Annotated in this window: 22 protein-coding genes and 1 pseudogene; 16 read left to right on the top strand and 7 right to left on the bottom strand. The window is 70.2% G+C overall.

Annotated elements, in window-relative coordinates:
• The first annotated feature begins 108 nt into the window (after positions 1–108).
• From VFI59_10685 to VFI59_10670, 4 genes are all read left to right on the top strand, one after another.
• A complete protein-coding gene (locus VFI59_10685) occupies positions 109–1,284 on the top strand; it encodes a cytochrome P450 (protein ID HET6714162.1) in 1,176 nt (391 codons plus the stop codon).
• A 182-nt stretch (positions 1,285–1,466) separates the two neighbouring features.
• Positions 1,467–2,216, top strand: coding sequence for an SDR family oxidoreductase (locus VFI59_10680; protein ID HET6714161.1), 750 nt, complete (start codon positions 1,467–1,469; stop codon positions 2,214–2,216).
• On the top strand, positions 2,213–2,710 hold the full coding sequence (locus VFI59_10675; GenBank protein HET6714160.1) for a hypothetical protein: 498 nt from the start codon (positions 2,213–2,215) through the stop codon (positions 2,708–2,710). The genes VFI59_10680 and VFI59_10675 overlap by 4 nt, the downstream gene beginning before the upstream one ends.
• A complete protein-coding gene (locus VFI59_10670; GenBank protein ID HET6714159.1) occupies positions 2,707–3,834 on the top strand; it encodes a hypothetical protein in 1,128 nt (375 codons plus the stop codon). The genes VFI59_10675 and VFI59_10670 overlap by 4 nt, the downstream gene beginning before the upstream one ends.
• Before the next feature lie 6 nt (positions 3,835–3,840).
• On the opposite strand, the gene VFI59_10665 is transcribed toward VFI59_10670, so the two are convergent.
• The gene (locus VFI59_10665) at positions 3,841–4,080 is read right to left on the bottom strand and encodes a hypothetical protein (protein HET6714158.1); all 240 of its coding nucleotides are present in this window, start codon (positions 4,078–4,080) and stop codon (positions 3,841–3,843) included.
• Between the two features lie 36 nt (positions 4,081–4,116).
• Between VFI59_10665 and VFI59_10660 the strand changes: the two genes are divergently transcribed.
• The gene (locus VFI59_10660) at positions 4,117–4,779 is read left to right on the top strand and encodes an aminotransferase (protein ID HET6714157.1); all 663 of its coding nucleotides are present in this window, start codon (positions 4,117–4,119) and stop codon (positions 4,777–4,779) included.
• Here VFI59_10660 and VFI59_10655 read toward each other — a convergent pair.
• The 3 genes from VFI59_10655 to VFI59_10645 form a co-directional block, all read right to left on the bottom strand.
• Complete coding sequence (locus VFI59_10655; protein ID HET6714156.1) at positions 4,776–5,696, bottom strand: glycoside hydrolase family 76 protein; 921 nt, start codon at positions 5,694–5,696, stop codon at positions 4,776–4,778. The two genes, VFI59_10660 and VFI59_10655, sit on opposite strands and share 4 nt — an antisense overlap.
• 93 nt (positions 5,697–5,789) lie before the next feature.
• Positions 5,790–6,158, bottom strand: coding sequence for a VOC family protein (locus VFI59_10650; GenBank protein ID HET6714155.1), 369 nt, complete (start codon positions 6,156–6,158; stop codon positions 5,790–5,792).
• Between the two features lie 3 nt (positions 6,159–6,161).
• Positions 6,162–7,007 (bottom strand): fumarylacetoacetate hydrolase family protein, encoded by an 846-nt coding sequence (locus VFI59_10645; protein HET6714154.1) that lies wholly within the window; start codon positions 7,005–7,007, stop codon positions 6,162–6,164.
• Between the two features lie 49 nt (positions 7,008–7,056).
• Between VFI59_10645 and VFI59_10640 the strand changes: the two genes are divergently transcribed.
• The 7 genes from VFI59_10640 to VFI59_10610 all read left to right on the top strand — a co-directional run bounded on the left by VFI59_10640 (position 7,057) and on the right by VFI59_10610 (position 15,661).
• Complete coding sequence (locus VFI59_10640; GenBank protein HET6714153.1) at positions 7,057–7,821, top strand: acetoacetate decarboxylase family protein; 765 nt, start codon at positions 7,057–7,059, stop codon at positions 7,819–7,821.
• 11 nt (positions 7,822–7,832) lie between these two features.
• Complete coding sequence (locus tag VFI59_10635; protein HET6714152.1) at positions 7,833–8,591, top strand: fumarylacetoacetate hydrolase family protein; 759 nt, start codon at positions 7,833–7,835, stop codon at positions 8,589–8,591.
• Positions 8,588–10,042, top strand: a complete 1,455-nt coding sequence (gene gltX / locus VFI59_10630) for a glutamate--tRNA ligase (protein HET6714151.1) — start codon at positions 8,588–8,590, stop codon at positions 10,040–10,042. Before VFI59_10635 ends, gltX begins: the two co-directional genes overlap by 4 nt.
• Before the next feature lie 64 nt (positions 10,043–10,106).
• A complete protein-coding gene (locus VFI59_10625) occupies positions 10,107–10,850 on the top strand; it encodes a peptidoglycan recognition family protein (GenBank protein ID HET6714150.1) in 744 nt (247 codons plus the stop codon).
• 88 nt (positions 10,851–10,938) lie between these two features.
• Positions 10,939–12,279: an MFS transporter gene (locus VFI59_10620; protein HET6714149.1), complete on the top strand. Its 1,341-nt coding sequence runs from the start codon at positions 10,939–10,941 to the stop codon at positions 12,277–12,279.
• Positions 12,280–12,311: 32 nt separating this feature from the next.
• Entirely contained in the window at positions 12,312–14,888 is a 2,577-nt protein-coding gene (locus VFI59_10615; GenBank protein ID HET6714148.1) for a cation-transporting P-type ATPase, read from the top strand.
• A gap of 47 nt (positions 14,889–14,935) precedes the next feature.
• A complete protein-coding gene (locus tag VFI59_10610) occupies positions 14,936–15,661 on the top strand; it encodes a hypothetical protein (protein HET6714147.1) in 726 nt (241 codons plus the stop codon).
• A gap of 45 nt (positions 15,662–15,706) precedes the next feature.
• Here the strand turns inward: VFI59_10610 and VFI59_10605 are convergent, their stop codons facing one another.
• On the bottom strand, positions 15,707–15,961 hold the full coding sequence (locus tag VFI59_10605) for a hypothetical protein (protein HET6714146.1): 255 nt from the start codon (positions 15,959–15,961) through the stop codon (positions 15,707–15,709).
• Between the two features lie 913 nt (positions 15,962–16,874).
• On the opposite strand from VFI59_10605, the pseudogene VFI59_10600 reads away from it, so the two are divergent.
• Positions 16,875–17,301 (top strand): annotated as a pseudogene (locus VFI59_10600) (DUF664 domain-containing protein).
• Between the two features lie 73 nt (positions 17,302–17,374).
• Here VFI59_10600 and VFI59_10595 read toward each other — a convergent pair.
• Positions 17,375–18,322: a hypothetical protein gene (locus VFI59_10595; protein HET6714145.1), complete on the bottom strand. Its 948-nt coding sequence runs from the start codon at positions 18,320–18,322 to the stop codon at positions 17,375–17,377.
• Between the two features lie 222 nt (positions 18,323–18,544).
• On the bottom strand, positions 18,545–19,249 hold the full coding sequence (locus VFI59_10590) for a phosphatase PAP2 family protein (GenBank protein ID HET6714144.1): 705 nt from the start codon (positions 19,247–19,249) through the stop codon (positions 18,545–18,547).
• Positions 19,250–19,447: 198 nt separating this feature from the next.
• Here VFI59_10590 and VFI59_10585 point away from each other — a divergent pair, with 198 nt between their 5' ends.
• The 3 genes from VFI59_10585 to VFI59_10575 all read left to right on the top strand — a co-directional run.
• Positions 19,448–21,178, top strand: coding sequence for a phosphatase PAP2 family protein (locus VFI59_10585; protein HET6714143.1), 1,731 nt, complete (start codon positions 19,448–19,450; stop codon positions 21,176–21,178).
• A 122-nt stretch (positions 21,179–21,300) separates the two neighbouring features.
• Positions 21,301–21,684: a hypothetical protein gene (locus VFI59_10580; GenBank protein HET6714142.1), complete on the top strand. Its 384-nt coding sequence runs from the start codon at positions 21,301–21,303 to the stop codon at positions 21,682–21,684.
• Positions 21,685–21,713: 29 nt separating this feature from the next.
• A partial coding sequence (locus tag VFI59_10575) for a hypothetical protein (protein ID HET6714141.1) occupies positions 21,714–21,910 on the top strand: 197 nt, incomplete at its 3' end.

Below are 21,910 nucleotides of genomic sequence, written 5' to 3'. Positions count from 1 at the left end.
CGGTCAGGTGTGCACGGTATCGGCTGGGACCGAAGTTTGCGCGGCCCGGTCGTTCGGGCACAAAATACCCCTTCCGGGGAACGCGCGCGAAGGGGGTTCACGGCTCCGATGACGATCGGCGGGACGGTCACCCTGGAGGCGCTCGAGCGCGACCCCTACCCGATCTACACACGCCTGCGCGACGAGGAGCCGGTGAGCTTCGTGCCGGCCGTCGGTCTGTGGCTCGTCACCCGCCACGACGACGTGAAGCGCGTCACGAACGACCCCGAGACGTTCACGGCCGCGACCGAGCCCTCGACCCTCAACCGCACGATGGGCAAGAACATGCTCGGCATGGAAGGCCCCGAACAGCGGTGGATCCGGGCGATCACCGAGTCGCCGTTCCGTCCCCGCGACGTCGAGGAACGCACGCAGGGCATGATCCCTCGCCTGGCCGACGAGCTGATCGACGGGTTCGTCGAGCGCGGGCAGGCCGACCTGTTCCACGAGTACGCCGACCCGATGAGCGTGCGATCGCTTTGCTTCATGCTCGGGCTCGACGAGGTGCCGTGGCAGGACATCCTGCGATGGAACGAGGGCCTGATGCCCGGGCTGGCGAACTTCGAGGGGGACCCGGCGAAGCAGGCTCCGGCCGACGAGGCCTCGGCGGCCCTGCACGCGGCGATCGGCGGTGTGCTCGACCAGCTCGCCGACGAGCCCGACGGCTCGGTGCTCTCGTGGATGCTGCATCACGAGCAGGACGGACGGCGCATGAGCCGCGAGCAGATCGTCGCGAACACCACGCTGATGCTCAGCGGCGGCCTGCAGGAGCCACGTGACGTGATCGCGCTGACGCTGTGGGCGCTGCTTTCGAACCGCTCGCAGTTCCAGGAGGTCCGCGAGGATCGCTCCCTCGTGAAGGCCGCGGTCGAGGAGACACTGCGGTGGGCCGGCCCGGTCGGCACGGCGACGCGCCAGGCGACCCGAGAGGTCTCGCTCTCGGGGGTCGAGCTCGAGCGGGGTGCCTTGATCGGCGCGGTGCTCTCGTCGGCGAACCGCGATCCGCGCCGTTGGACCGATCCCGATCGCTTCGACGTCCACCGCAAGGAGGGCGCGCACCTCGCGTTCTCGGCGGGCACACACTTCTGCCTCGGCGCGTGGTTCGGCCGGCACCTCGCACGGGTGACCCTCGACCACGCGCTCGACCGGCTTTTCGACCTCGAGCTCGTACCGGAGCGCCCGGTGACGCTGAGTGGGTGGGAGTTTCGCGCGCCCGACTCGCTCTGGGTCCGCTGGGCGGTGTGACGTCCGTGGAATACGCGTTCGCGTCGCATCGCTGAGCCGGAGATGACGATGGGAACCATCGCGGTCACGGGGTGCACGGGGAAGGTCGGGGGCCGTGTGGCTGGTCGGCTCGCCCAGCGAGGCGTGCCGCAGGTGCTCTGCGTCCGTGACCCGGCACGCGCACCGGACTGCCGGGCGCCGAGGTGGCGGTCGCGGCCGGATACGACGACCACGACGCGATGCGCCGTGCCTTCGAGGACGTCACGAGCCTGTTCCTCGTTTCCGGACGGGAGACCGAGGATCGGCTCTCCCAGCACCGCAGCGCGGTCGACGCGGCCCGTGACGCGGGCGTCGAGCACGTCGTGTACCTCTCGTTCCTCAACGCTGCGCCCGACGCAACGTTCACGCTCGCTCGTCAGCACCACGAGACCGAGCGGATGATCCGCGAAGCCGGCTTCGTCTTCACGTTCCTGCGGGATTCGCTCTACGCCGACTTCGTGCCGTTCTTCACCGGGTCCGACGGCGTGATCAGAGGACCGGCCGGGGACGGGACCGTGTCGCGGATCGGGCGCGACGACATCGCCGAGGTGGCGGCCACGGTACTCGCCGAGCCGGGTCACGAGGGCGCGACCTACGACGTCACCGGTCCGGCCGCGCTCAGCCTCACCGAGACGGCCGTGGTTCTGAGTGGCGTGACCGGACGCACGATCGCCTTCCAGGAGGAGACGATCGAGGAGGCGTGGGCATCCCGGCGCCCGTCCGGCGCGCCGGACTGGGAGATCGAGGGATGGATCACGTCGTACCAGGCGATCGCCATGGGCGAGATGTCCACCGTGAGCGACGACGTCGAACGCATCACCGGCGTGCCGCCGGAGGCCCTCGAGCCGTTCCTGCGACGACGGCCGGAACTGTGGCAGCACCTCACCGAGCCAAGAAGGAGCGACGAGCGATGAGCGACGAGAAGCTGATCGAGGAAGCGCAGGCGTACCTGGGCGACGGCGAGCAGGTGCTCGCGGCGGGCATCTTCCAGCCGCGTGGCACGTCGGGCGGCATGGGCGGTGCGGTGGGCGCCGGCCTCGCAACGAACAACATCGTCGGCGAGCTCGCCGGGGCCGCCGCCTCGGTCGAAGCCGGGCGGGCGATGTCCCACGTCGACGGCGTGCCTCGCTGGACGATGCTCGCCGTCACACCCACGACGCTCTACGCGATCTCGTGTGGGCAACACGGCGTCGGGTGGCAGCCGCAGGAGACGTTCGCGACGTTCGACCGGTCGACCGCTCGCTTCACGGTCCACGGCCGGGTGAACGTACGCACGCTGTCGGTCGAGGAGCCCTCCTCGGGTCGCAGCTACCAGTGGGAGGGCAACCGCATCGGCCCAGCGCACGCCAAGGCGGTGATCGAGGCCCTCGAAGCCGAGGAGGTCGACCCACCCGAGGGGGAGGAGTGACCGGAAGGTCCCCGGCCCGGGCCGAGGTCGTCGGATCACTCCTGCGGCCGTCGGCGCTCCTGGCTGCGATCGATGCCTTCTACGAGCCGGGACACTCGGCGACGCTCGAAGAGGAACGCGCGAAGGATCGCACGGCGCTGCGGCAGACCGAAGACGAGGCGATCCGTGTTGCCGTGCAACGACAGCGCGACTGCGGGCTCGACGTGATCACCGACGGCGAGTTCCGCCGTTGGATGTTCATGAACTCGTTCTACGACGCGGTGAGCGGCGTTCGCACCGGCAAGTCCGTGACCTTCCGCAACGACCGTGGCGACGACGTCGAGCTCGCGGTGCACGAGATCGTCGCGCCGCTCGAGGCGGTCGATTCGCCGGGCGCGCGCGAGGCTGCGTTCATGTGCGAGGTCGCCGGCGACACGCCGTTCAAGGTCACGTTCCCGGCGGCGTCGATCTTCGCCCACCCGTTCACGACCGTGGAAGGCGCCTACGAGAGCGTGGACGCGTTCGTCGAGGCAGCGATCGCGATCGAGCGCGCGCTCGTGGCCGACGCGATCGAAGCCGGCGCCCGATACGTGCAGTTCGATTTTCCCTTGTATCCCTACCTGGTCGACCCGGCGTGGATCGGTCGGTTCGAGGTGGCGGGCCACGACGTCGAGACCCTCGTCGATCGCGCGATCGCCGCCGACGCAGCCGTGCTCGAGGGCATCCAGGACGAGGTCACGGTCGGGTTGCACATCTGTCGCGGCAACTTCCGGTCGTCGTGGATGTGCGAGGGATCCCTCGAACCGATCGCGGACCGGGTCTTCGGCGAACTTCCGTACGACTCGTTCCTCGTGGAGTGGGACGACGAGGGCCGTGACGGCGGGTTCGCGCCGGTGCGCCACCTCCGCGACGGATCGATCATGGTCATGGGGCTGATCAACTCGAAAACGCCGGAGCTCGAGGACGAGGGCGATCTCGTCCGCCGGCTCGAGGAAGCCGCGTCATACGCCGGTGGGATGGACCGGCTCGCGATCAGTCCGCAGTGCGGGTTCGCGAGCGTGATGCTCGGCAACGAGACGAACGAGGACGCGCAGTGGCGCAAGCTCGAGCTCGTCGGGAGGGTCGCCGACCGCCTCTGGTCGTGAGGAACGTCAGCGGCGGGGGATGAACCGGCGGTCGTCGGGGTTCGTGACGTTCGAGACGTAGCTGTCGTGCCGCCCGGGCTGCCTCGAGAACCACGCCTTCAGTCGCGCCCAGGCGCTCCGGCGTCGCTGCACGCCCTCGTCTCCGTAGTCAGGGCGCTCGGCGGGCTCCTTCGGCATCGAGAACCCGGGAGCGACTCCCGGGTGCGGTGGCGGGATATGGGGGCGGTCACCTTCGGAGTTGCTCATGGAGTCATCGTACGCCCGTCGCTATCGTTGGCGTCGATGCGTGTCTTGATCCTGAAGCCGCACGAGCTCGCGGATCCCGGTCTCGTAGGCGAGGCGTTCCGAGCGGGAGGCGCCGATCTCCACGAGCACGTGCTCGCCGACGCCGGCCCGCCGCCACCGCTCGACGGGTTCGACGCGACCGTCGTGATGGGCGCCCCGTGGTCGGTGTACGGAGACGAGGTCCGCGACTGGATCGGGCCGCTGCTGGAGCGGCTGCGAGAAGCCGTCTCCGACGACGTGCCGGTGCTCGGGATCTGTTTCGGCGCGCAGGCGTTCGCCGAGGCCAACGGCGGGTGGGTGGCCCGCGCCCGTGACACCGAGGTCGGGCTGCAGGCCGTCGAGAGCGCCGCTCCGGACGTCGTCCCGTCCGGACCGTGGTTCATGTGGCACGGTGACACGTTCGGACCACCGCCCGGTGCGAGCGTCCTCGCCGCCACCACGAACGGCCCCCAGGCGTACACGCTCGGGCCGCACCTGCTCGTGCAGTTCCATCCGGAGGCGACCGCCGACATCGTCGCCGGGTGGGTCGCATACGACGATGCCGACTTCCGGAACGCCTCTCTGGACCCGATGGACACCGTCGAGGCGTTGCGAGCCGATGAGAACGCCGCCCGCGAGCGGGCCCATCGGTTGGTCGCCGCGTTCCTCGAGGGCGTCTAGCAGATCAACGGTCGTCGCTCCCGAGGCCATGCCCGAAGCGCGAGCAACTGCACGATGCCCCCGGTGTCGGTCGCAGGCGTGCCGTCGTAGGAGCCGATCCCTCCGGTCGTGAAGAGCCCGTCGCGGTCGCGGCCCTCGCGCCACGCACGGGACAGGTAGGAGTCGAACGCCGGGCGCACGCCCGGCTGGCGAGGGCCGCTCGCGTCGAGTGCAACCAGGTTGCGGAACCACACCGCGTTGAACACCGGCGGATGCCTCCACGTGCGGTCGGCGCCGAAGCGTCGTAACGACGCTCGAGCGGTCGCTCGTGCCTGGTCGAGGGCGACGTCGTCGCCGGTCGCTCGATACACGAGCAGGTGCGCGCCGACCGGAGCCCCCTGGTTGTAGGTCCAGAGCGTCTGGGTGACCTTGCCGCGCGGATCGACGTGGTCTGCGTACAGGCCACCGCGCACCCGCAGTGTCCCGTCGAGCCAGGCGAGCGTGCGCCGGGCGAACACCAGCGTCTCGTCGTCACCGTCGGCGAGGTGCAGACGAAGGGCGAGCTGGGCGGCCGGGGCGGCCGAGCACGTGTGTCGTGCGCGTCGTCGCTCGACCCAACGCATCCCGCCGTCGGGGTCTTGTCCCTCGCGCACGAACCGGAAGACCTTCCGCGCCCGCCGCAGCCACCGCGCCTCGCCCGTTTGCAGGTGCAGCTGTGCGAAGCAGAGCCCGATCCACGCGTTGTCGTCGTAGTAGCGGCGGCGATCCCCGGGTGCGGGCAGGAAGCCGTCACCTGCCGCGTACGTGCGCAGACCGATCACGAGCCGGTCCACGTCGTCGAGGTCGCCCGTGAGCTCCGCCAGGTCGATCGCCGCCGCGAGCACCTGGCTGACCGGCCAGACGGGGCCGAGCTTCCGACGGCCTGGCCGCTCGCGCACGAGGAGCGAGCCGTGATCACCCGGGCGCAGACATGCCCGCGACAACGATTCCCACGCCTCGAGTGCACGGTCTGCCCGCGGCGCCGCCACGCGTCAGGCGCCCGGTTCGAAGAGTTCGACGACGTTGCCCGACGGGTCCTCGGCCAGGATCTGGCGCCCACCGGGTCCTTCGACGACGTCGTTGCGGAAGACCACGCCTCTCGCACCGAGCGCCTCGACGCGTCCGTCGAGGTCCTCCACCTCGATCACGAGCCGGTTCCAGCCCCCGGGTTCGGGCGCGCGGCCGTCGGGCATCGGCCGGGCCGCCGACGACGTCGGTCCGGCGAGCCACAGGACGAGATCGTCACGACGCACGATCGCGATCGCGGGTCCGTAGCGCTCGACGAGCTCGAAGCCGAGACCGTCGACGTAGAACGCCAGCGCGGAACCGACGTCGTGCACCAGGTATCGGACCGTCGCCATCTGCTAGTCCTCCCTCGGGGATCGCACGCCCCTGAACTCCCAGTCGCCGCCCAGAGCCGTCGAGGTCACTTCCTCGCTCTCGCTCGGCTGCGCGCCGACGTCCTCGCGCACCGGCACCGATCCTTCGACGATCGTGTTTCGCAGTACCCCGAGGCCCTCGACCTCGACCTCGACGACGTCGCCGGGCTCAACGGGGCGCGAGTTGGCCGGCGTGCCCGACAGAATCACGTCGCCGGGCTCGAGCGTGATCGTGCGCGCGATGTCGGCGACGAGGTAATGCATGTCCCAGATCATCTCGTCAGTGTTCCCGTCCTGGACGACCGCGTCGTTCACGCGCGTCTGCAGCCGCTTGCCGCGGAAGTCCCAGTCGGTCACGAGGCCCGGTCCGAGCGGACACAGCGAGTCCGAGCCCTTCACGCGGAGCATCGAGCCCGCGTCCGTGTCGCGGAAGTCGTGGAGCCCGTAGTCGTTGCCGATCGTGTACCCGGCGACGTACGCATCGGCCTCGTCGGGCGCGACGTGGCGGCACCGCTCGCCGATCACGATGCCGATCTCGCCCTCGTAGTTCAGGAAGCGGCACCGCGGCGGGCGTACGATCTCGCCCCCGTGCGCGTTCAGCGACGAGATCGGCTTGTGGAAGTAGGTCGGGGCCGGTCCGAGCGTCGCCTGGAACTCGGCGCGCCGGCTCTCGTAGTTCAGGTGCACGCACACGACCTTCGTGGGCTCGACCGGCGGCAGATGGATCGGGTCGTCGAGGGGCATCCGCCGGCCGTCGGGGGCAACGAGCTCGTCGCCCTCGCGCGTCACCCTGGTGGGCACGCCGTCGAGCAGGATGCGCCTCGTCTCCATCGCGTCGAAGCGTACGATAGGCGCCGTGTCGGAGGAGCTGCGAGGGTTCATGGTGCCGCGCACGCCCCAGGGCCGCGCGTCGATCGTGCCGAGCCCTCCATGGCACTACTCGGGCGACGTGCTCACGATCGAGTACCGCACCGACCCGGGCAACATCGAAGCGCTGTTGCCACCGGGCGTGGGACTGGCCGATGAGGACCCCGGCGCCGTCGCGATCATCTGGGCCGACTGGCAGTCGTGCAGCGACGGGGGGGAGGAACTGCTCGACCCGGTTCGCAGTCAGTACAAGGAGGCGTTCGTCGTCGTGCGGTGCACCCACGGGGGCGAGACGTTCTCGCGCTGCGTCTACATGTGGGTCGACAAGGACTTCGCGCTCGCCCGCGGCTGGTACCAGGGATACCCGAAGAAGCTGGGTCAGATCTGGATGACGCGGCCCGTGAGGGTGGGCAGGGCCGGCCCGCGGCTCGAGCCGGGAGGCCGATTCGGCGCCACGCTCGCCGCGAACGATCGGCGTCTCGCCGATGTCACCCTGACGCTCACCGGCGAGAGCGAGACCGGAGGGTTCGTGAACGCGCTGCCGATGCTGCACTCGCGCTGGATGCCGAGCATCGACCCCTCTCTGCCCCCCTCGCTCGACGAGCTCGTCACGATGCGTTCCCGCGACGTCGAGCTCGGGCCGGCATACGTGGGCGAGCCGACCGTGACGTTCTTCGAGGCACCCGCCGACGAGCTCGCAGCGCTCGAGCCCGTCGAGACGATCGCCGGCTACTGGCGCCAGGTCGGGGCGACGTTCGCCGGGGGCACCGCCGTGTAGCCTCGGACGTCATGCGACTCCTGCGCTTCCGCCACGGCGACCGCATCGCGACCGGCGTCGCCGAGACCGACGAGGACGCCGTCCGGGTGCTCGGGGGCACGTTCTTCGAGGATCCGCTGCCGACGGGGGAGGAGCTCTCTTTCGACGAGCTGCACCTGCTCGCGCCGGTGCTGCCGTCGAAGCTCGTGTGCGTCGGCAAGAACTACGAGGCGCACGCCGCCGAGTGGGGCCAGACCGTGCCGGAAGAGCCGCTGCTGTTCCTGAAGCCCTCGACGGCCGTGATCGGCCCGAACGACCCGATCACGCTGCTGCCGGTCAGCCGCCGGATCGACTTCGAGGGCGAGCTGGTCGTCGTGATCGGGCGGCTCGCCAAGGACATCAAGGCCGAGGACGCCTACCGCGTGATCCTCGGCTACACGTGCGGCAACGACGTCACGCTCCGCACGCTCCAGCGGTCCGACGACCAGTGGGCGCGCGCGAAGGGCTTCGATGGTTCCGCGCCGATCGGGCCCTGGATCGAGACGGACCTCGACCCGAACGACGTGGTCGTCGAGGCGCGCCTGAACGGCGAGATCCGCCAGCGCGCGAGCACCGTCGACATGGTCTTCGGCGTCGCGACCCTGATCGAGTACATCACCTCGTTCATGACGCTCTTGCCCGGCGACATGATCATGACCGGCACCCCCGATGGGGTCGGTCAGCTCGCCCCCGGCGACGTGGTCGAGATCGAGGTCGAGGGTGTCGGTACCCTCGCGAACACGGTGCGATGAGCGCTGCCGGGGCTTCGGCGTCTGCCGTCCGGTGCCGGTTCGCGCCCGCGCCGAGCGGGTCGCTGCACGTCGGGAACGTCCGCAGCGCGCTCTTCTCCTGGCTGTTCGCCCGCCATCACGGCGGGGCATTCGTCCTGCGGGTCGAGGACACCGACGCGAGCCGCGTCACCGAGGAGGCGGTCGCCGGCGTGCTCGAGGACCTCCGGTGGCTCGGCCTCGATCACGACGAGGGCCCCGACGTCGGTGGTCCACACGCGCCGTACCGCCAGTCCCAGCGCCTCGGCATCTACCGGGACCACGCCGAGCGGCTGCTCGCCCAGGGCGACGCGTATCGCTGCTACTGCACGCCCGATGAGCTGGAGGATCGCCGGAAGGCCGCGATGGCCGCCGGCGAAGCGCCCGGCTACGACGGCCACTGCCGCGATCTCTCCGCCGAGCGGATCGCCGGCTTCGAGGCCGAGGGGCGGGATTCGGTCGTGCGCTTCCGCATGCCCGACCACGAGTGGGTGGTCGACGACATGGTGAAGGGGGAAGTGCGGTTCGGCCCCGGGCAGCTCCGCGACTTCGTGCTGCTGCGTTCCGACGGTTCTCCCGTGTTCCTGCTGGCGGTAGCCGTCGACGACCTGCTGATGGGCGTCACGCACGTCGTCCGCGGCGACGACCTGCTCGCAAGCGCGCCACGCAACGCCGCGGTGATCGAGGCGCTGGGCGGAACGCCGCCACGGTACGCGCATGTGCCCCAGGTGCTCGGCCCCGATCGCCAGCCGCTGTCGAAGCGCCACGGCTCGACCAGCGTCGAGTCGTTCCGCGAACAGGGGTTCCTGCCGGAAGCGATGGTGAACTACCTCGCTCTGCTCGGATGGTCGCCCGGCGACGACCGCGAGGTGCTTTCGCTCGACGAGCTGGTCGAGGCCTTCGACCTCGAACGCGTCTCGTCGAACCCGGCCGCCTTCGACACCGAGAAGCTGACCTGGCTGAACAATCGCTACATCCAGTCGCTCGACGACGACGACCTCGCCGCCCGCTGCCTGCACTTCCTCACGGAGGACGGCCTGATGCCCGATCCGGCCACGCTGCGCTCGGCGATGCCGCTCGTGAAGGAACGCATGAAGAACCTCACCGAGGCGCCGGTGTTGCTGCGGTTCCTGTTCACCGACGACCTTGAACTGAACGAGAAGGCGTCGGGGCTGGTCGCCAAGGCGCCCGACCGGTACTTGGCGCGGGTCGCCGGAGCCCTCGAGGGCGTCGACCCGTGGACCGCGGGTGCGATCACCGACGCGCTCGACGCGCTGGCCGAGCGCGAGGGTCTCAGCCGCGCGAAGGCGTTCCAGCCGGTCCGCGCGGCGGTGACCGGGTCGAACGTGTCGCCGCCCCTGCCGGAGTCGCTCGAGCTGCTCGGCCGTGACCGCACGCTGGAGCGCATGCGCCGCGTCGCGACGGCGCCCGACTAGTCCACACTGGAATAGTGCGCCTGCTCGGCTCAAGGGAGCCGCACCGGGCCCCGATACCTGCCGCATGGGGGACCGGACCGTCCGCCGGACGAGCCTCGAGAGCGCCGTCGCGATCGCCGTGCTCATCACAGCCTTCCTGCCTGCCGCGACCGTGCCGGTCGCCGCCACGTCCCGTTCCGACCCGGGATGGGACCTGCAACCCCAGATCCTGCGGAAGCCGATCCCCTTCCCGGACCTGCGCAGGGACCAGATGGCCGCGTACTCCCGGCGCCACTACGGCCGGAGCGGCTGGCGACTTGCCCCGGCGGTGATCGTCCAGCACTACACGGGGGGCTCCTCCTTCGCCAGCGCGTGGAACACGTTCGCCTCGAACGCGCGCCACCTCGGCGAGAAGCCTGGCGCGTGTGCGCATTTCCTGATCGACAATGACGGCACGATCTACCAGCTCGTCGACCGCGAGGTGCGGTGTCGCCACGCGATCGGGCTGAACCACGTCTCGATCGGCATCGAGCACGTCGGCCGCAGCGCGGCGGCGGTCCTGCGGAACCCCGCCATGATGCGGTCGTCGCTGCGCCTGACCCTCTGGCTGATGGCGACGTACGGCATCGAGGCCCGCAACGTGATCGGACACGCCGAGAGCCTCGAGAGCCCGTTCCACTACGAGCGGTACGCCGAGTGGCGATGCATGACCCACGCCGACTTCGATCACCACGACATGCGGGCCTACCGGGATCGACTCCGCGACCTCGCCCGTGCGAACGACGTCCCTGTCGGCCCATCGCCGGAGTGGGTCGACCCCCGCTGTTGATGCACCTTCCCTAGCCCGTCCGGGGGCCCCGCAATTTGGCCCGACCGACCGATGCGGGGGACTCCGCGAGCGCATAGAGTCCCGCTTCGTGAACGGTCCGTTGCGTGGGCGCGACTTCCGATTGCTCACACTGTCGACCGGCCTCTCCTCGCTCGGTGACGAATTGGCCTTGATCGCCCTTACGATCAAGGTGGCCGAGCTCACCGCTTCCGGATGGGCCGTTGCGGCGTTGCTGCTGTGCGGAGTGGTGCCGCTCGTGATCTTCGCGCCGTCGGCCGGCGTGATCGTCGACAACTACGAGACGCGCAGGACGCTCGCGATCGCCACGGCGATCCAGGCCGCGCTGGCCGTGGGTCTCGCGTTCTCGGACGAACTGCCGATGATCCTGATGCTCACGTTCCTGCTCGGCACGGCCTCGGCCGTCGAGAACCCGTCGATCTACACCCTCGTGCCGCGCGTGGTCGGCGAAGAGCACGCCACCGAGGGGAACGCCTACCTCGAGGGCGCCCGCTACACGGGCATGATCGCCGGCCCGGTGCTGGCCGGCTCGCTCGCCGCCGGGGTGGGTACCGAGGTGGCGCTGCTGGTCGATGCGGGCACGTTCGTCGTGATCGCCGTCGCGGCGCTGCTGCTGCGGGTGCGGCGAGCGGCGGCCGAGGAGAGACGCCCGGAGGAGGGCGCCGCCCGTGAGGGGTTCCGCGTGATCCGCGGCGACCGCGTGCTCGTGGTCGCGTTCACGGTGATCGGCGCGGTGATCCTGTTCGCCGCCATGGACAACGTGGCCGAGGTCTTCTTCGCGACCGACACGCTGGGCGTGGGCGCCTGGGGGTACGGGGTGCTCGCCTCCGCCTGGCTCGTGGGCATGGTCGGTGGGGCAACCCTGATCGCCCGTCGGCTCCGCGACGACCGGCTCCTCTGGTCGATGGCGCTCGCCGCGGTGGTGAACGGCCTCGCGGTCTTCGGCGCGGCCGCGGCCGCCGTGTTCCCGCTCGCGATCGCCCTCTTCGTCGTGGGCGGCCTCGCGAACGGGGTGGAGACGGTCGCGATGAGGAGCCTGATCGTGCATCACGTGGCTGACCGGTTCCGCGGACGAGCGTTCGCCTCGTACGGCGCGCTGGTCAACGGCATGCAGATCGGCGCGACCGCGGCGGCAGGCGCGATCGTGGCCGGGCTCGGCGGCCGCGCGGCGCTCCTGATCGGCGGCACGGGCACGGCGCTCGCGGGCCTCGCCGGGCTGATCGCCGCTCGGTCGCTCGATCGCCGAGCTGCAGCGGCCGCGGAGCTGCGGGCGGCGCAGGCGGCCACGGTGCTCGTGCCGGAGTCTCAGCCCGAGCCCGCGACCGAGCCCGAGCGCGAGCCCGTCGCCGGCGGCCCGTGGGTCACCCGGCTCCCCGAGTCCGAGCCGGTGGAGCGCGTCATCGAGCCCTGAGGCGGCCACACGTCGGGCTAGGCTGGCGCATGATGCCGGCGACCGACGCTATCGCTGGTCTGCGCGGCGCCGACGCCGCCGAGCGTCTGCGTCTCGACGGGCCGAACGCCTTGCCGGCGGCCAAGGGTGTGTCGTGGGCGCGCCGCCTGGCGGGACAGCTCTTCCACTTCTTCGCCATGATGTTGTGGGTCGCGGCTGGTCTCGCCGCGATCGCGGGGCTGCCGCAGCTGAGCGTCGCGATCGTGGCCGTGATCGTGCTGAACGCGATATTCGCCTTCGCGCAGGAACGCCGCGCCGAACGCGCGGCCGAGGGACTGCGGGACCTGCTGCCTCGTCGCGCTCGCGTGATCCGCGACGGGGACGAGGTCGAGATCGACGCCGCGGAGCTCGTCGTCGGGGACCTCGTGCTGTTGGAAGCGGGCGATCGCGTCTCGGCCGACCTACGGATCGTCGAGGCACACGCGGCGCGGGCCGACACCTCGACGCTGACCGGTGAGAGCCATCCCTCGTCGCTCGAGCGAGATGGCCGTGCGTTCGCGGGCACGTTCCTGAGCGAAGGCGAGGCTCGCGGCCTCGTCGAGGCGACGGGCGCACGCACGCGACTGGCCGAGATCGCCCGCCTCGCGTCGGGCCCGTCGCCCGTGCCCCCACTCGTCCGGGAGATCCGTCGGGTCGTGCGGACGATCTCGGTCGTCGCCGTCGGCGTGGGCGTCAGCTTCTTCGGGGTCTCGCTGCTGCTCGGCACGGAGCCCCAGAACGGCTTCCTGTTCGCGGTCGGTGTGACCGTGGCCCTGGTTCCGGAGGCATTGTTGCCGACGGTGACGCTGTCACTGGCGATCGGCGCGCAGCGCATGGCCGATCGAAACGCCCTCGTGCGACGGCTCGAATCGGTGGAGACGCTCGGATCGACCACGTTCGTCTGCACCGACAAGACGGGAACGCTCACGCACAACGAGCTGACCGCGGTCGAGGTCTGGACCCCCCGGGGGAGCGCGACGATCGAGGGTTCCGGATACGACCCCGCAGGTCGCATCACGTCCGACGATCCCGACGTCGTCGATGCGGTGACCAGGCTGGCCCGTGCGGCCGTGCGATGTTCCACGGGAAGGGTCGTGCCGCAGGGCGAGCGATGGGTCGCGCTGGGCGACCCCCTCGACGCGGCCGTCGACGCGCTGTCGCGCCGGGCGGGCGTCGACCCCGAGGGCGACCGCGCGGAGCACCCGGACGTCCGACGGTTCCCGTTCGACCCGAGGCGACGACGCATGTCCGTCGTCGTCGACCACGAGGTGTTCGTGAAGGGCGCGTCCGACGGGTTGCTCCCCCTGTGCGCCCCCGATGAGGGAGTCGACGCGGCGCTGGCCACGATGACGGTGCGAGGCCTCCGCGTCATCGCCGTCGCGACGCGACAGGTCGGCGACACCGAGGATCCGGCCACGATCGACCGCGACGAGGCCGAACGCGATCTGGAGCTGCTGGGGTTGGTCGGCATGCACGACCCGCCGAGGCTGCACGTCAACGAGTCGATCAGGTCGTGCCGCACGGCGGGCGTGAAGGTGGCCATGATCACCGGCGACCACCCTGCCACGGCCGCCGCGATCGCCCGCCAGACGGGTCTCGCCCTCGGCGACGCTCCCGTGCTCGAGGGCGCCGACCTACCCGAGGGCGATACCGAACTCGGGGAGCTCGTCGACCGCGACGGCATCGTGCTCGCCCGCATCGATCCCGAGGTCAAGCTGCGCATCGCGCGTACGCTCCGCGAACGGGGACACGTGGTCGCGATGACGGGCGACGGTGTGAACGACGCGCCCGCGCTGCGTGAGGCCGACATCGGGGTAGCGATGGGCCTCTCGGGCACCGATGTCGCGCGTGAGGCCGCCGACCTCGTGCTGCTCGATGACGACTTCGCCACGATCGTGGCCGCGATCGAGCACGGTCGCGGCATCTATGCCAACGTCCGCCGTTTCCTCACGTACCACCTGACGGACAACGTGGCGGAGGTGACCCCGTTCGTCGTGTGGGCGCTGTCAGGGGGCTCCATCCCGCTCGCGCTCGGCGTGCTGCAGATACTCGCGCTCGACATCGGCACCGACACGCTTTCGGCGACCGCTCTCGGCGCGGAGCGGCCGGAGGGGCGTGTGATGAACGGCCCGCCGGACCGCGAGCGCCTGCTCAACCGCGAGGTCGCTCGTCGCGCGTTCGGGGTACTCGGCCCGACGGAGGGGTTGCTCACGATGATCGCGTTCTTCGCCTCGTTCCTGGCCGCCGGGTGGCGTCCGGGGCAGTCGTTCCCAGGCGGCGACGTGCTCATGCGAGCCTCAGGGGCCGCCTTCGCGACGGTCGTGATCGCGCAGACCGCGAACGCCTGGGCGTGCAGGAGCGCGACACGATGGCCCGGTTCGCTGGGGTGGCTCTCGAACAGGCTGCTCGTGTGGGGTGCCTCGATCGAACTCGTGATCGCAGGAACCTTCCTCTTCGTACCGGCGCTGGCATCGCTACTCGAGCAGGCGCTGCCCGCCGTCGTCGGGTGGGCCGTCGCCCTCGCCGCGGCACCCGTGATGCTCGCCCTCGACGCGGCGTACAAGGCCGTGCGCCGCCGACACACGACGTAGGAGCGCGACACGACTGCGGTGCCCGAGGAAGGAGCGTCATCGGTAGGGTGGCGCCGACGACGAGCGAGCGGGAGGTGACGCAGATCGGCAGGACACCGGATCGATCCCACGACGCCACGCCGCAGGCCGTCGCGCGCACGCCGGAGCGGCGGTGGCCGATGGCGCTGGCGGTACTGACCGCGATCGTGTTCCAAGTGGTCACACCGCACGCCGGCAGGCTCGTGTTCTGGTGGGTGTTCCCGGTGCTCGAGTTCGTCCTCCTCGCCGTCTTGATCATCCGTGATCCCGGTCGTATCGATCGCCGGACGCGCGCGCAACGCCGCGCCACGATCGTGCTGATCGTGGTCATGACCGTGGGTACGCTGGGCGGCATCGTCGTGCTGCTGGTGGACATCGTCGACAGCGCCTACAGCGTCGGCCCCACGGTGTTGCTCGGACGCGGCGCCGCCCTGTGGGTGACCAACGTGTTGGTGTTCAGCCTCTGGTTCTGGGAGCTGGATCGTGGCGGCGCAGCCGAACGTGCGGCCGGCTCGTCGATCCCCGCGAGCTTCGGATTCCCCGAGGACGCGATGCCCGAGCTGGTTGCCGCCGGATGGATGCCGCGCTACCCCGACTACCTGTACCTCGCGTTCACGAACGCGACGGCGTTCAGCCCGACGGACACGCTGCCGCTTCGGACGTGGGCCAAGATGACGATGATGGCCCAGGCGGTGATCTCCCTCATCGCCGCGATCCTGGTGATCGCGCGGGCGGTCAACGTGCTGCCGGGGTGATGAAGGGCGTGGCGCCCTCGAACGCCACCCCGTTCGTCTCCTCCGTCATCGCTCGACCGTGTGACTCCGACCGAGGCCCACGGCTCCCAGACCGATCACTGTCAGCAGGCCCATGATGACCGTCGGACCGGCGAGCTCGCTGCCGGTGAACGCCGTGGTCACCCGAGGCGAGGTTCCGGTTCCGCCTGCCGGCAGTATCGCTCCACCGTCGTCGGACTCCCAGCCGGGCTCCCATGGCTCGACGTCGCCGCAGCCCGTGGGTTCCTCGGCGACCGCGTCGAAGAGGTCGTCCTCGCCCACGTGACGATGACCTCCCCGAACTCGACCTCGACGTCTTGCTCGGATCCGGCTGCGATTTCGATCGGTACACGCCGTTCACCGTGAACACGACGGGCTCGTCGGTCGGATCGAGCAGCGTGACGAACGCGGCGTTGTCGCAGTCGCCTGGGTCAGGACCACGGAGGGCTGGTCCTCGGGCGGCTCGAGGCGCAGTTCCCCTGGGGAAGGGCGATCTCGTCGAAGGTCGCCGTCTGATCGTGCCCGTCGGAGTACGAGTAGGTGACCGACCTGCCGGCGAGCGGGAAGTCCGTCGCCGTGAGCGAACCGTCGTCCTGCGGCTCCGTCCCGGACTCGATGTCGGCGGCACCGTCGGTGTCGATCGTGTCGTCGACCCCTAGGTGCGGGCCTCGGGGTCCACGCAGAACGCCACACCGCCGATGGTGGGCAAGTGGATCACGGGGTCGCCGTCGGGGCAGTCCGCAGCCGTGGGCTCGGGCTCCATCGGTACCTCGCCCAGCACGTACGAACGGCCCTGCGCGTCGGCGAAGTAGGAACCGACACCATGGAGTCCGGGCTGGCGTTGATGGTCACCTCGATCGGGTTCTGCCCGGTCTGCAGGCGCTCATCGACGCCCGGGGTACCCACGTACTTGCAGACGCTCACCTTGCCCCGTGGATAGGCGGAGGCCGACACCACCACCGATCCGACAGCCGCCACCGCAGATGCCGCGGCCACGGCAGCGACGAAGACCTTCCTCGCGCGATGACGGGGAAGCGTGCGGGAGACTGTCATCGCAACCACCTTCTTTCGGTTGGCGGCAGATCGGGGTCCCGACACATCTCGGGACGGAGGCCGATGACGAGGGTCGAGATCCTCCTTCACTCGACGCATCGAGGTCGGAACAGCGTTCGTCGCTCGTCGCTAGACTCGCGCCATGACCGACGTCGACGAACAGGGACGGGAGGAACTCGTCCCGATCGCGGGCGACGAGACCGCCACGCTCCTGGGCTCTCTCGAACGCCAGCGCGCGATCCTGGCGTGAAAGTGCGGAGGGCAGGACGACGCCGGCCTGAGGGCGACGGTCGGCGCCTCGACGATCACCCTGGGCGGGTTGCTGAAGCACATGGCGGCCGTCGAGGACGACCATTTCCACCAGAAGATGCTGGGGCGGGAGCCGGCTCCCCCTTGGGACTCGGTCGATTGGGATGCCGATCCCGACTGGGAATGGCACTCGGCCGTCGACGACACCCCCGACGAGCTCATGACGCTGTGGCGCGACGCCGTCGACCGATCGCGCGGGCCACGCCGACCTGATCCGGGAGTCGGTGGACGGGCTCGTCGGGGAAGATCCGCCGCGTTGACGCGATGACCGAGCGGATCATGCCGCAGCGCTCGATCTGAACCCGTTCTCCACGTTTCCCGGACCACGCTCACTCACTCCAGGACGACGGGGATCCCCACGGCGATCGGGCATCTGATCCGGGCGGGAGTGCTCGGCGAACGGCGCGGACGAGCCGTCTCGGCGGTGGCGCCCAGGGTTCCCGGTCGTGGTGATCCCACGCATATGCCGGGGTGGCGAGGCTGAGGAGGTCGGTGACCTCCGGGATCCGCAGCTCGTGAGCCGACCCAGCGATACAGCTCGGTGAGGCGTGGAACGATCACGCCCAGGTCGAGGAGCCGGCCGAAGGCGTGCTCGTCGGCGATGTAGTCGTCGAGCTCGCCCCACAGCGGATAGACATGAGGCAGGACCCGCGACACCGAGAGGAACATCCCGGTCATGTCCAGTCGCGGATCGCCGAGCCATCGGGCGATCGGCGCGAGCCAAGCCAGTGCGAGCCGGGGCGCGGCGACGAGGGCATGGGCGTACAGCACGCGGACCAGGACGAGGTTGATGAAGAAGCGCTCGACCCGGTTCTCCCGCTCGGCCAGTTTGCGGTGATCGAGGTACGCGTTGACGATCGTGACGTTGTGGGCCAGGTACCACGTGCGTGGCGAGGGATGACGGGCGAAGCGGACCGACAGCTCGATGCTCGGCGACGACGCCGGACCCGGGTGGCCGAGGATCAGCGAACGCGCCTCGCACGTGTCGCGCAGCAGCCGCTCGTTCACCGCTCGCCACCAAGGGCTGCCCGGCCGCTCGTGATCCAGCGGGTTGAGGAGACCGCGACGGAGCTGCCAACCCATGAACGCGAGCGCCGCGCGCGGATAGGCGAGATGGAGAGGCGGGGCACCCGGGGTTGGTGCGTACGACGACCGGAGCAGTTCCAGCCGGCCGTGTGGGCGGTCGCGGACTTCGGCGACACGCTGCGCGGCGATCGTCGCGGCCGGGACGCGGCCCGGCGACCCTCCGAACACCTCGAAGCCTCCGGCCCGATCGCTCACCCGCGTGAGTATCGCCGCCCCGCGCGAGGAGGTCGATCCGCGACCCTCGCGGTCGAGCACGATGCCCGTGTCGTGGGGGGCGTGCGATTCGGCCGGGCGCGCTGCGCGCTCTCGACGAAGCAGTGCGAACGTGAACAGTGCTCAGGAACGGCAACGACGTGATGGAGCGAGGCCGAGGCGCGCGTCCGGGCGGAGCCGCGACCCGTGGATGCGTCCCGATCCTCACGCCCCCGTTCCCGGAGTTCCCTCGACCGCAGGGGCGACGACGGGGGGGTCCGCCGCGGGCACCAGGGGCACGCCAAGGAGCAGGTGCAGGCTCGAGCCGACCACGACGCCGATGGCCGCACCGCTCACGACGTCGAGCGGAAGATGTGCCCCCGTGTACACACGCGCGAACGCCATGAACAGCGGGAACAACAGCACGGGCGGTCTCCAGCGCGGAGGTAGATAGGGCAAGGCTGCCACCACCATCGCCGCAGAGACCGCGGCGTGGCCGGACGGGAAGCCGAGTCCTGTCGCGTCCACATCGCGCAGCTGCAGGTCGGCGAACACTTCGCCCGGTCGCCCGCGCCCGACGAGGTGTTTCCCGAGACGCGCGAGCAGGTAGGCCACGAGTCCGGCGATGCCGAGCACGAACCCCATCCGGAACTTCCGGAACAGACCGCAAACGACCATGAAGAGCGGGACCGACGCGAGCGTGCCGAGGAACATCGGAGGCGTGACCACCACGTTCCATGCGGAGGGCAGACCGTTGATCGCACGGAACACGTTGCGCTCGAGTTCGGGCACGCGGTCGAGCCGCCCCAGCAACCCGATCGAGATCGCCAGCACGACGAGACCGCACGCCAATGCAACGACGTCAGCGCGCCGCCGCCGCACGTTCGATGCGACGAGTCTCGCGAAGCCGGTGCGGGCCTGAACCTCCATGCGGGGATCGTCCCCACGTCGCCGTCCGCGGAAACTCGCCGCTTGCAGGTCAGCTGATGCATGGCTCCCGGTGTTTCGGGTAGGAGAACGCGGGAGGCGGGACATGCGGAGGGCCGACAGAGACGGCGGGGGCTGCTGCCGAGCGAAGGTGCCGCAGCGTGCGATCGGCACAGTCGATCGCCCTCTGGAGGCGCCAGGGTGACGGCGTCCGGTCCCACCACGACGCGGCCCGAGGACGATGCCGTCGTCAATGACGACGTCGCCGAGGAGTCTCCCCTCGCGACCCTGCCACTGATCAAGCGACGCCGTCCGGCCGGCGGACCCGAGCGTCTGCCGATCGACATGGGCTGGATGGGTTGGACCTGGATCCTCGGAGCATTCATCCTCTCGGTGATCTGGTTCGTCCTGTTCGAGGACGGACGGCCGATCGGGGTGGCGCAGCGTGCCGACGCCGCATTGCTCGATGCGATGGTTGCCGTTCGGTCCGATGGGCTGACGTCTGCAGCTCGAACCATCGCGCTCCTCGGATCGGTCGGGCTGGTCCTGTTCCTACGGTGGGCGCCGGTGCTCGTGCTCGCTGTATTCCAACGGGGGCGAACGCTGGTCGTCTTCATCGGGACACTTCTCGTCGTCCGTCTCGCCGCCTCGACCCTCACGTGGGTGATCCAGCGGCCCCGACCCTGGGACGTGCCCTACCTCTATGGATGGGAGGGCTACGCCAACCCCTCGACCCACGTCGCGGCCTTCGCCGTGGCCGTGGTCGCGGCCGGACACGCACTGGTCCCGGCGGGCCGTTGGCGGACCCGCGCGATGTGGTGCGCGGCAGCCCTCGTGAGCCTGCTGGCGCTCGCGCGCGTCTACCTCGGCGTGGACCACCCCAGCGACGTGCTCGTCGGTGCGATCGGGGCGGTGGCGGTGGCGACGATCGCCTTCCGCCTCTTCGTCCCCGACGAGATCTTTCCCGTGAGGTATGACCGCGGCCGGGCAGCGCACCTCGCGATCGACGAGCGCAGGCAGGAGGCGATCCGCGAAGCCCTCGACGAGCAGGCCGGGCTCGAGCTGATCACCGTCGAGCCCTTCGGCGAGGAGGGATCCGGCGCGTCGACGCCGCTACGGCTCGAGGTGCGTCGCGTGGACGGGGGCCGCGTGGAAACGTTGTTCGGCAAGCTCTACTCCGCTGGGCACCTCCGGGCCGACCGCTGGTACAAGCTCTCGCGGACGATCCTGTACGGCGAGCTGGAGGATGAGGTCGCGTTCGAGTCCGTCCGACGGCTGGTCGAGTACGAGGACTACATGCTGCGCGTGATGCACGAGGCAGGCGTTCGCAGCGTGGAGCCCCGCGGGTTCGTCGAGCTCGAGGCCGAACGTGAGTACCTCTTGCTGATGACCTTCCTCGAGCGAGCGACCGAAGCGGACCAGGACGCCGAACTGTCGGACGCCGCGATCGACGATGGCCTTCGCATCATCCGCACCCTCTGGGACCACGGGCTCGCGCACCGCGACATCAAGCCGGCGAACGTGCTCGTGCGCGGCGACCACGTATTCCTGATCGACGTCGCGTTCGGCCAGATGCGACCGACGCCATGGCGCCAAGTGGTGGACCTCGCGAACATGATGCTGGTGCTCGGGCTCGCCACCACCCCGGAGCGCGTCTACGACCGGGCCGTCGGGATCTTCGATCCTGATGAGATCGGGGAGGCCTTCGGTGCGGCTCGAGGACCGGCGATCCCGCGCCAGCTCCGCGAGCACCTGAAGGAGCACGCGCCGGACCTCATCGGTCGGTACAGGACCCTCGCTCCCGAACACGACACGATCGCGATCCAGCGATGGAGCATGCGTCGGATCGTGTTGACCGCGCGCACCGTGATCGTCGCGGCCGCGTTCCTTGCCTTGCTCGCCTTCAACCTGGCGAACCCGAGGGCGCTGTGACGCGCTCGCACCTGACTCCCGGCGCATGGCTGCTCGCGGTCGCTCTCTCGTGGGCTCCTCTGGTCGCGTGCGGCCGCCCGATCGAGGAGCCTCGGTGCCGGGCCGTTCCGCCGACGGTCTTGATGGCCGAATCGGTCCCCGCCGCCCGACTGGTGCCCTGCGTGGCCAACCTTCCGGACGGATGGGTCGTCGACGCCTTCTCCGCCGACGACTCCAGCGGAACCTTCACCCTCGCTCACGAAGACGGGGCATTGCTCCGGGTCGTACTTCGAGCTTCGTGCATACCAGCGGACGATCCGGTCGACGGCGAGGCGCCGACCGACGGAGTTACACAGCGGATGTCCACGCTCGATGACGGCGACATCCGGTGGACATCCATCTTCCAAGGCGGTTGCGTGGTGGAAACCCTGGTCCTCCCGTCCGCGACAGCCGCAGAGACTGCTTCCGCGATCCACGGGGCCATCGACCTCCTGACGCGCGATGAGCTCGGCCGCCAGCTCGGCTGACCATCCCCGGCTGCCGACACCAGCTCGAGATGAGGGCCCGAGTCTCCTCGGTCATCGACGTCGGCGAGGGCCATCCCCAGCTCAAGCAGCACGCGGGCCCGAGCCGGCCCGGCTATCGAGAGGTCCACCGCTTGCTCCAGGACGCTCCGCGCCAGCGAGGTGTCCCCGCACTCGTGGTGAGCAAGGCCCGCCTGGTGGGTCCGACGCAGAAGGTCCTCGCCTCGGT

The sequence above is a fragment of the Actinomycetota bacterium genome (assembly GCA_035697485.1).
Lineage (GTDB): Bacteria > Actinomycetota > UBA4738 > UBA4738 > HRBIN12 > JAOUEA01.
Note: the sequence above shows the minus strand (reverse complement) of the source record. Positions and strands in the feature narration are given on the sequence as shown.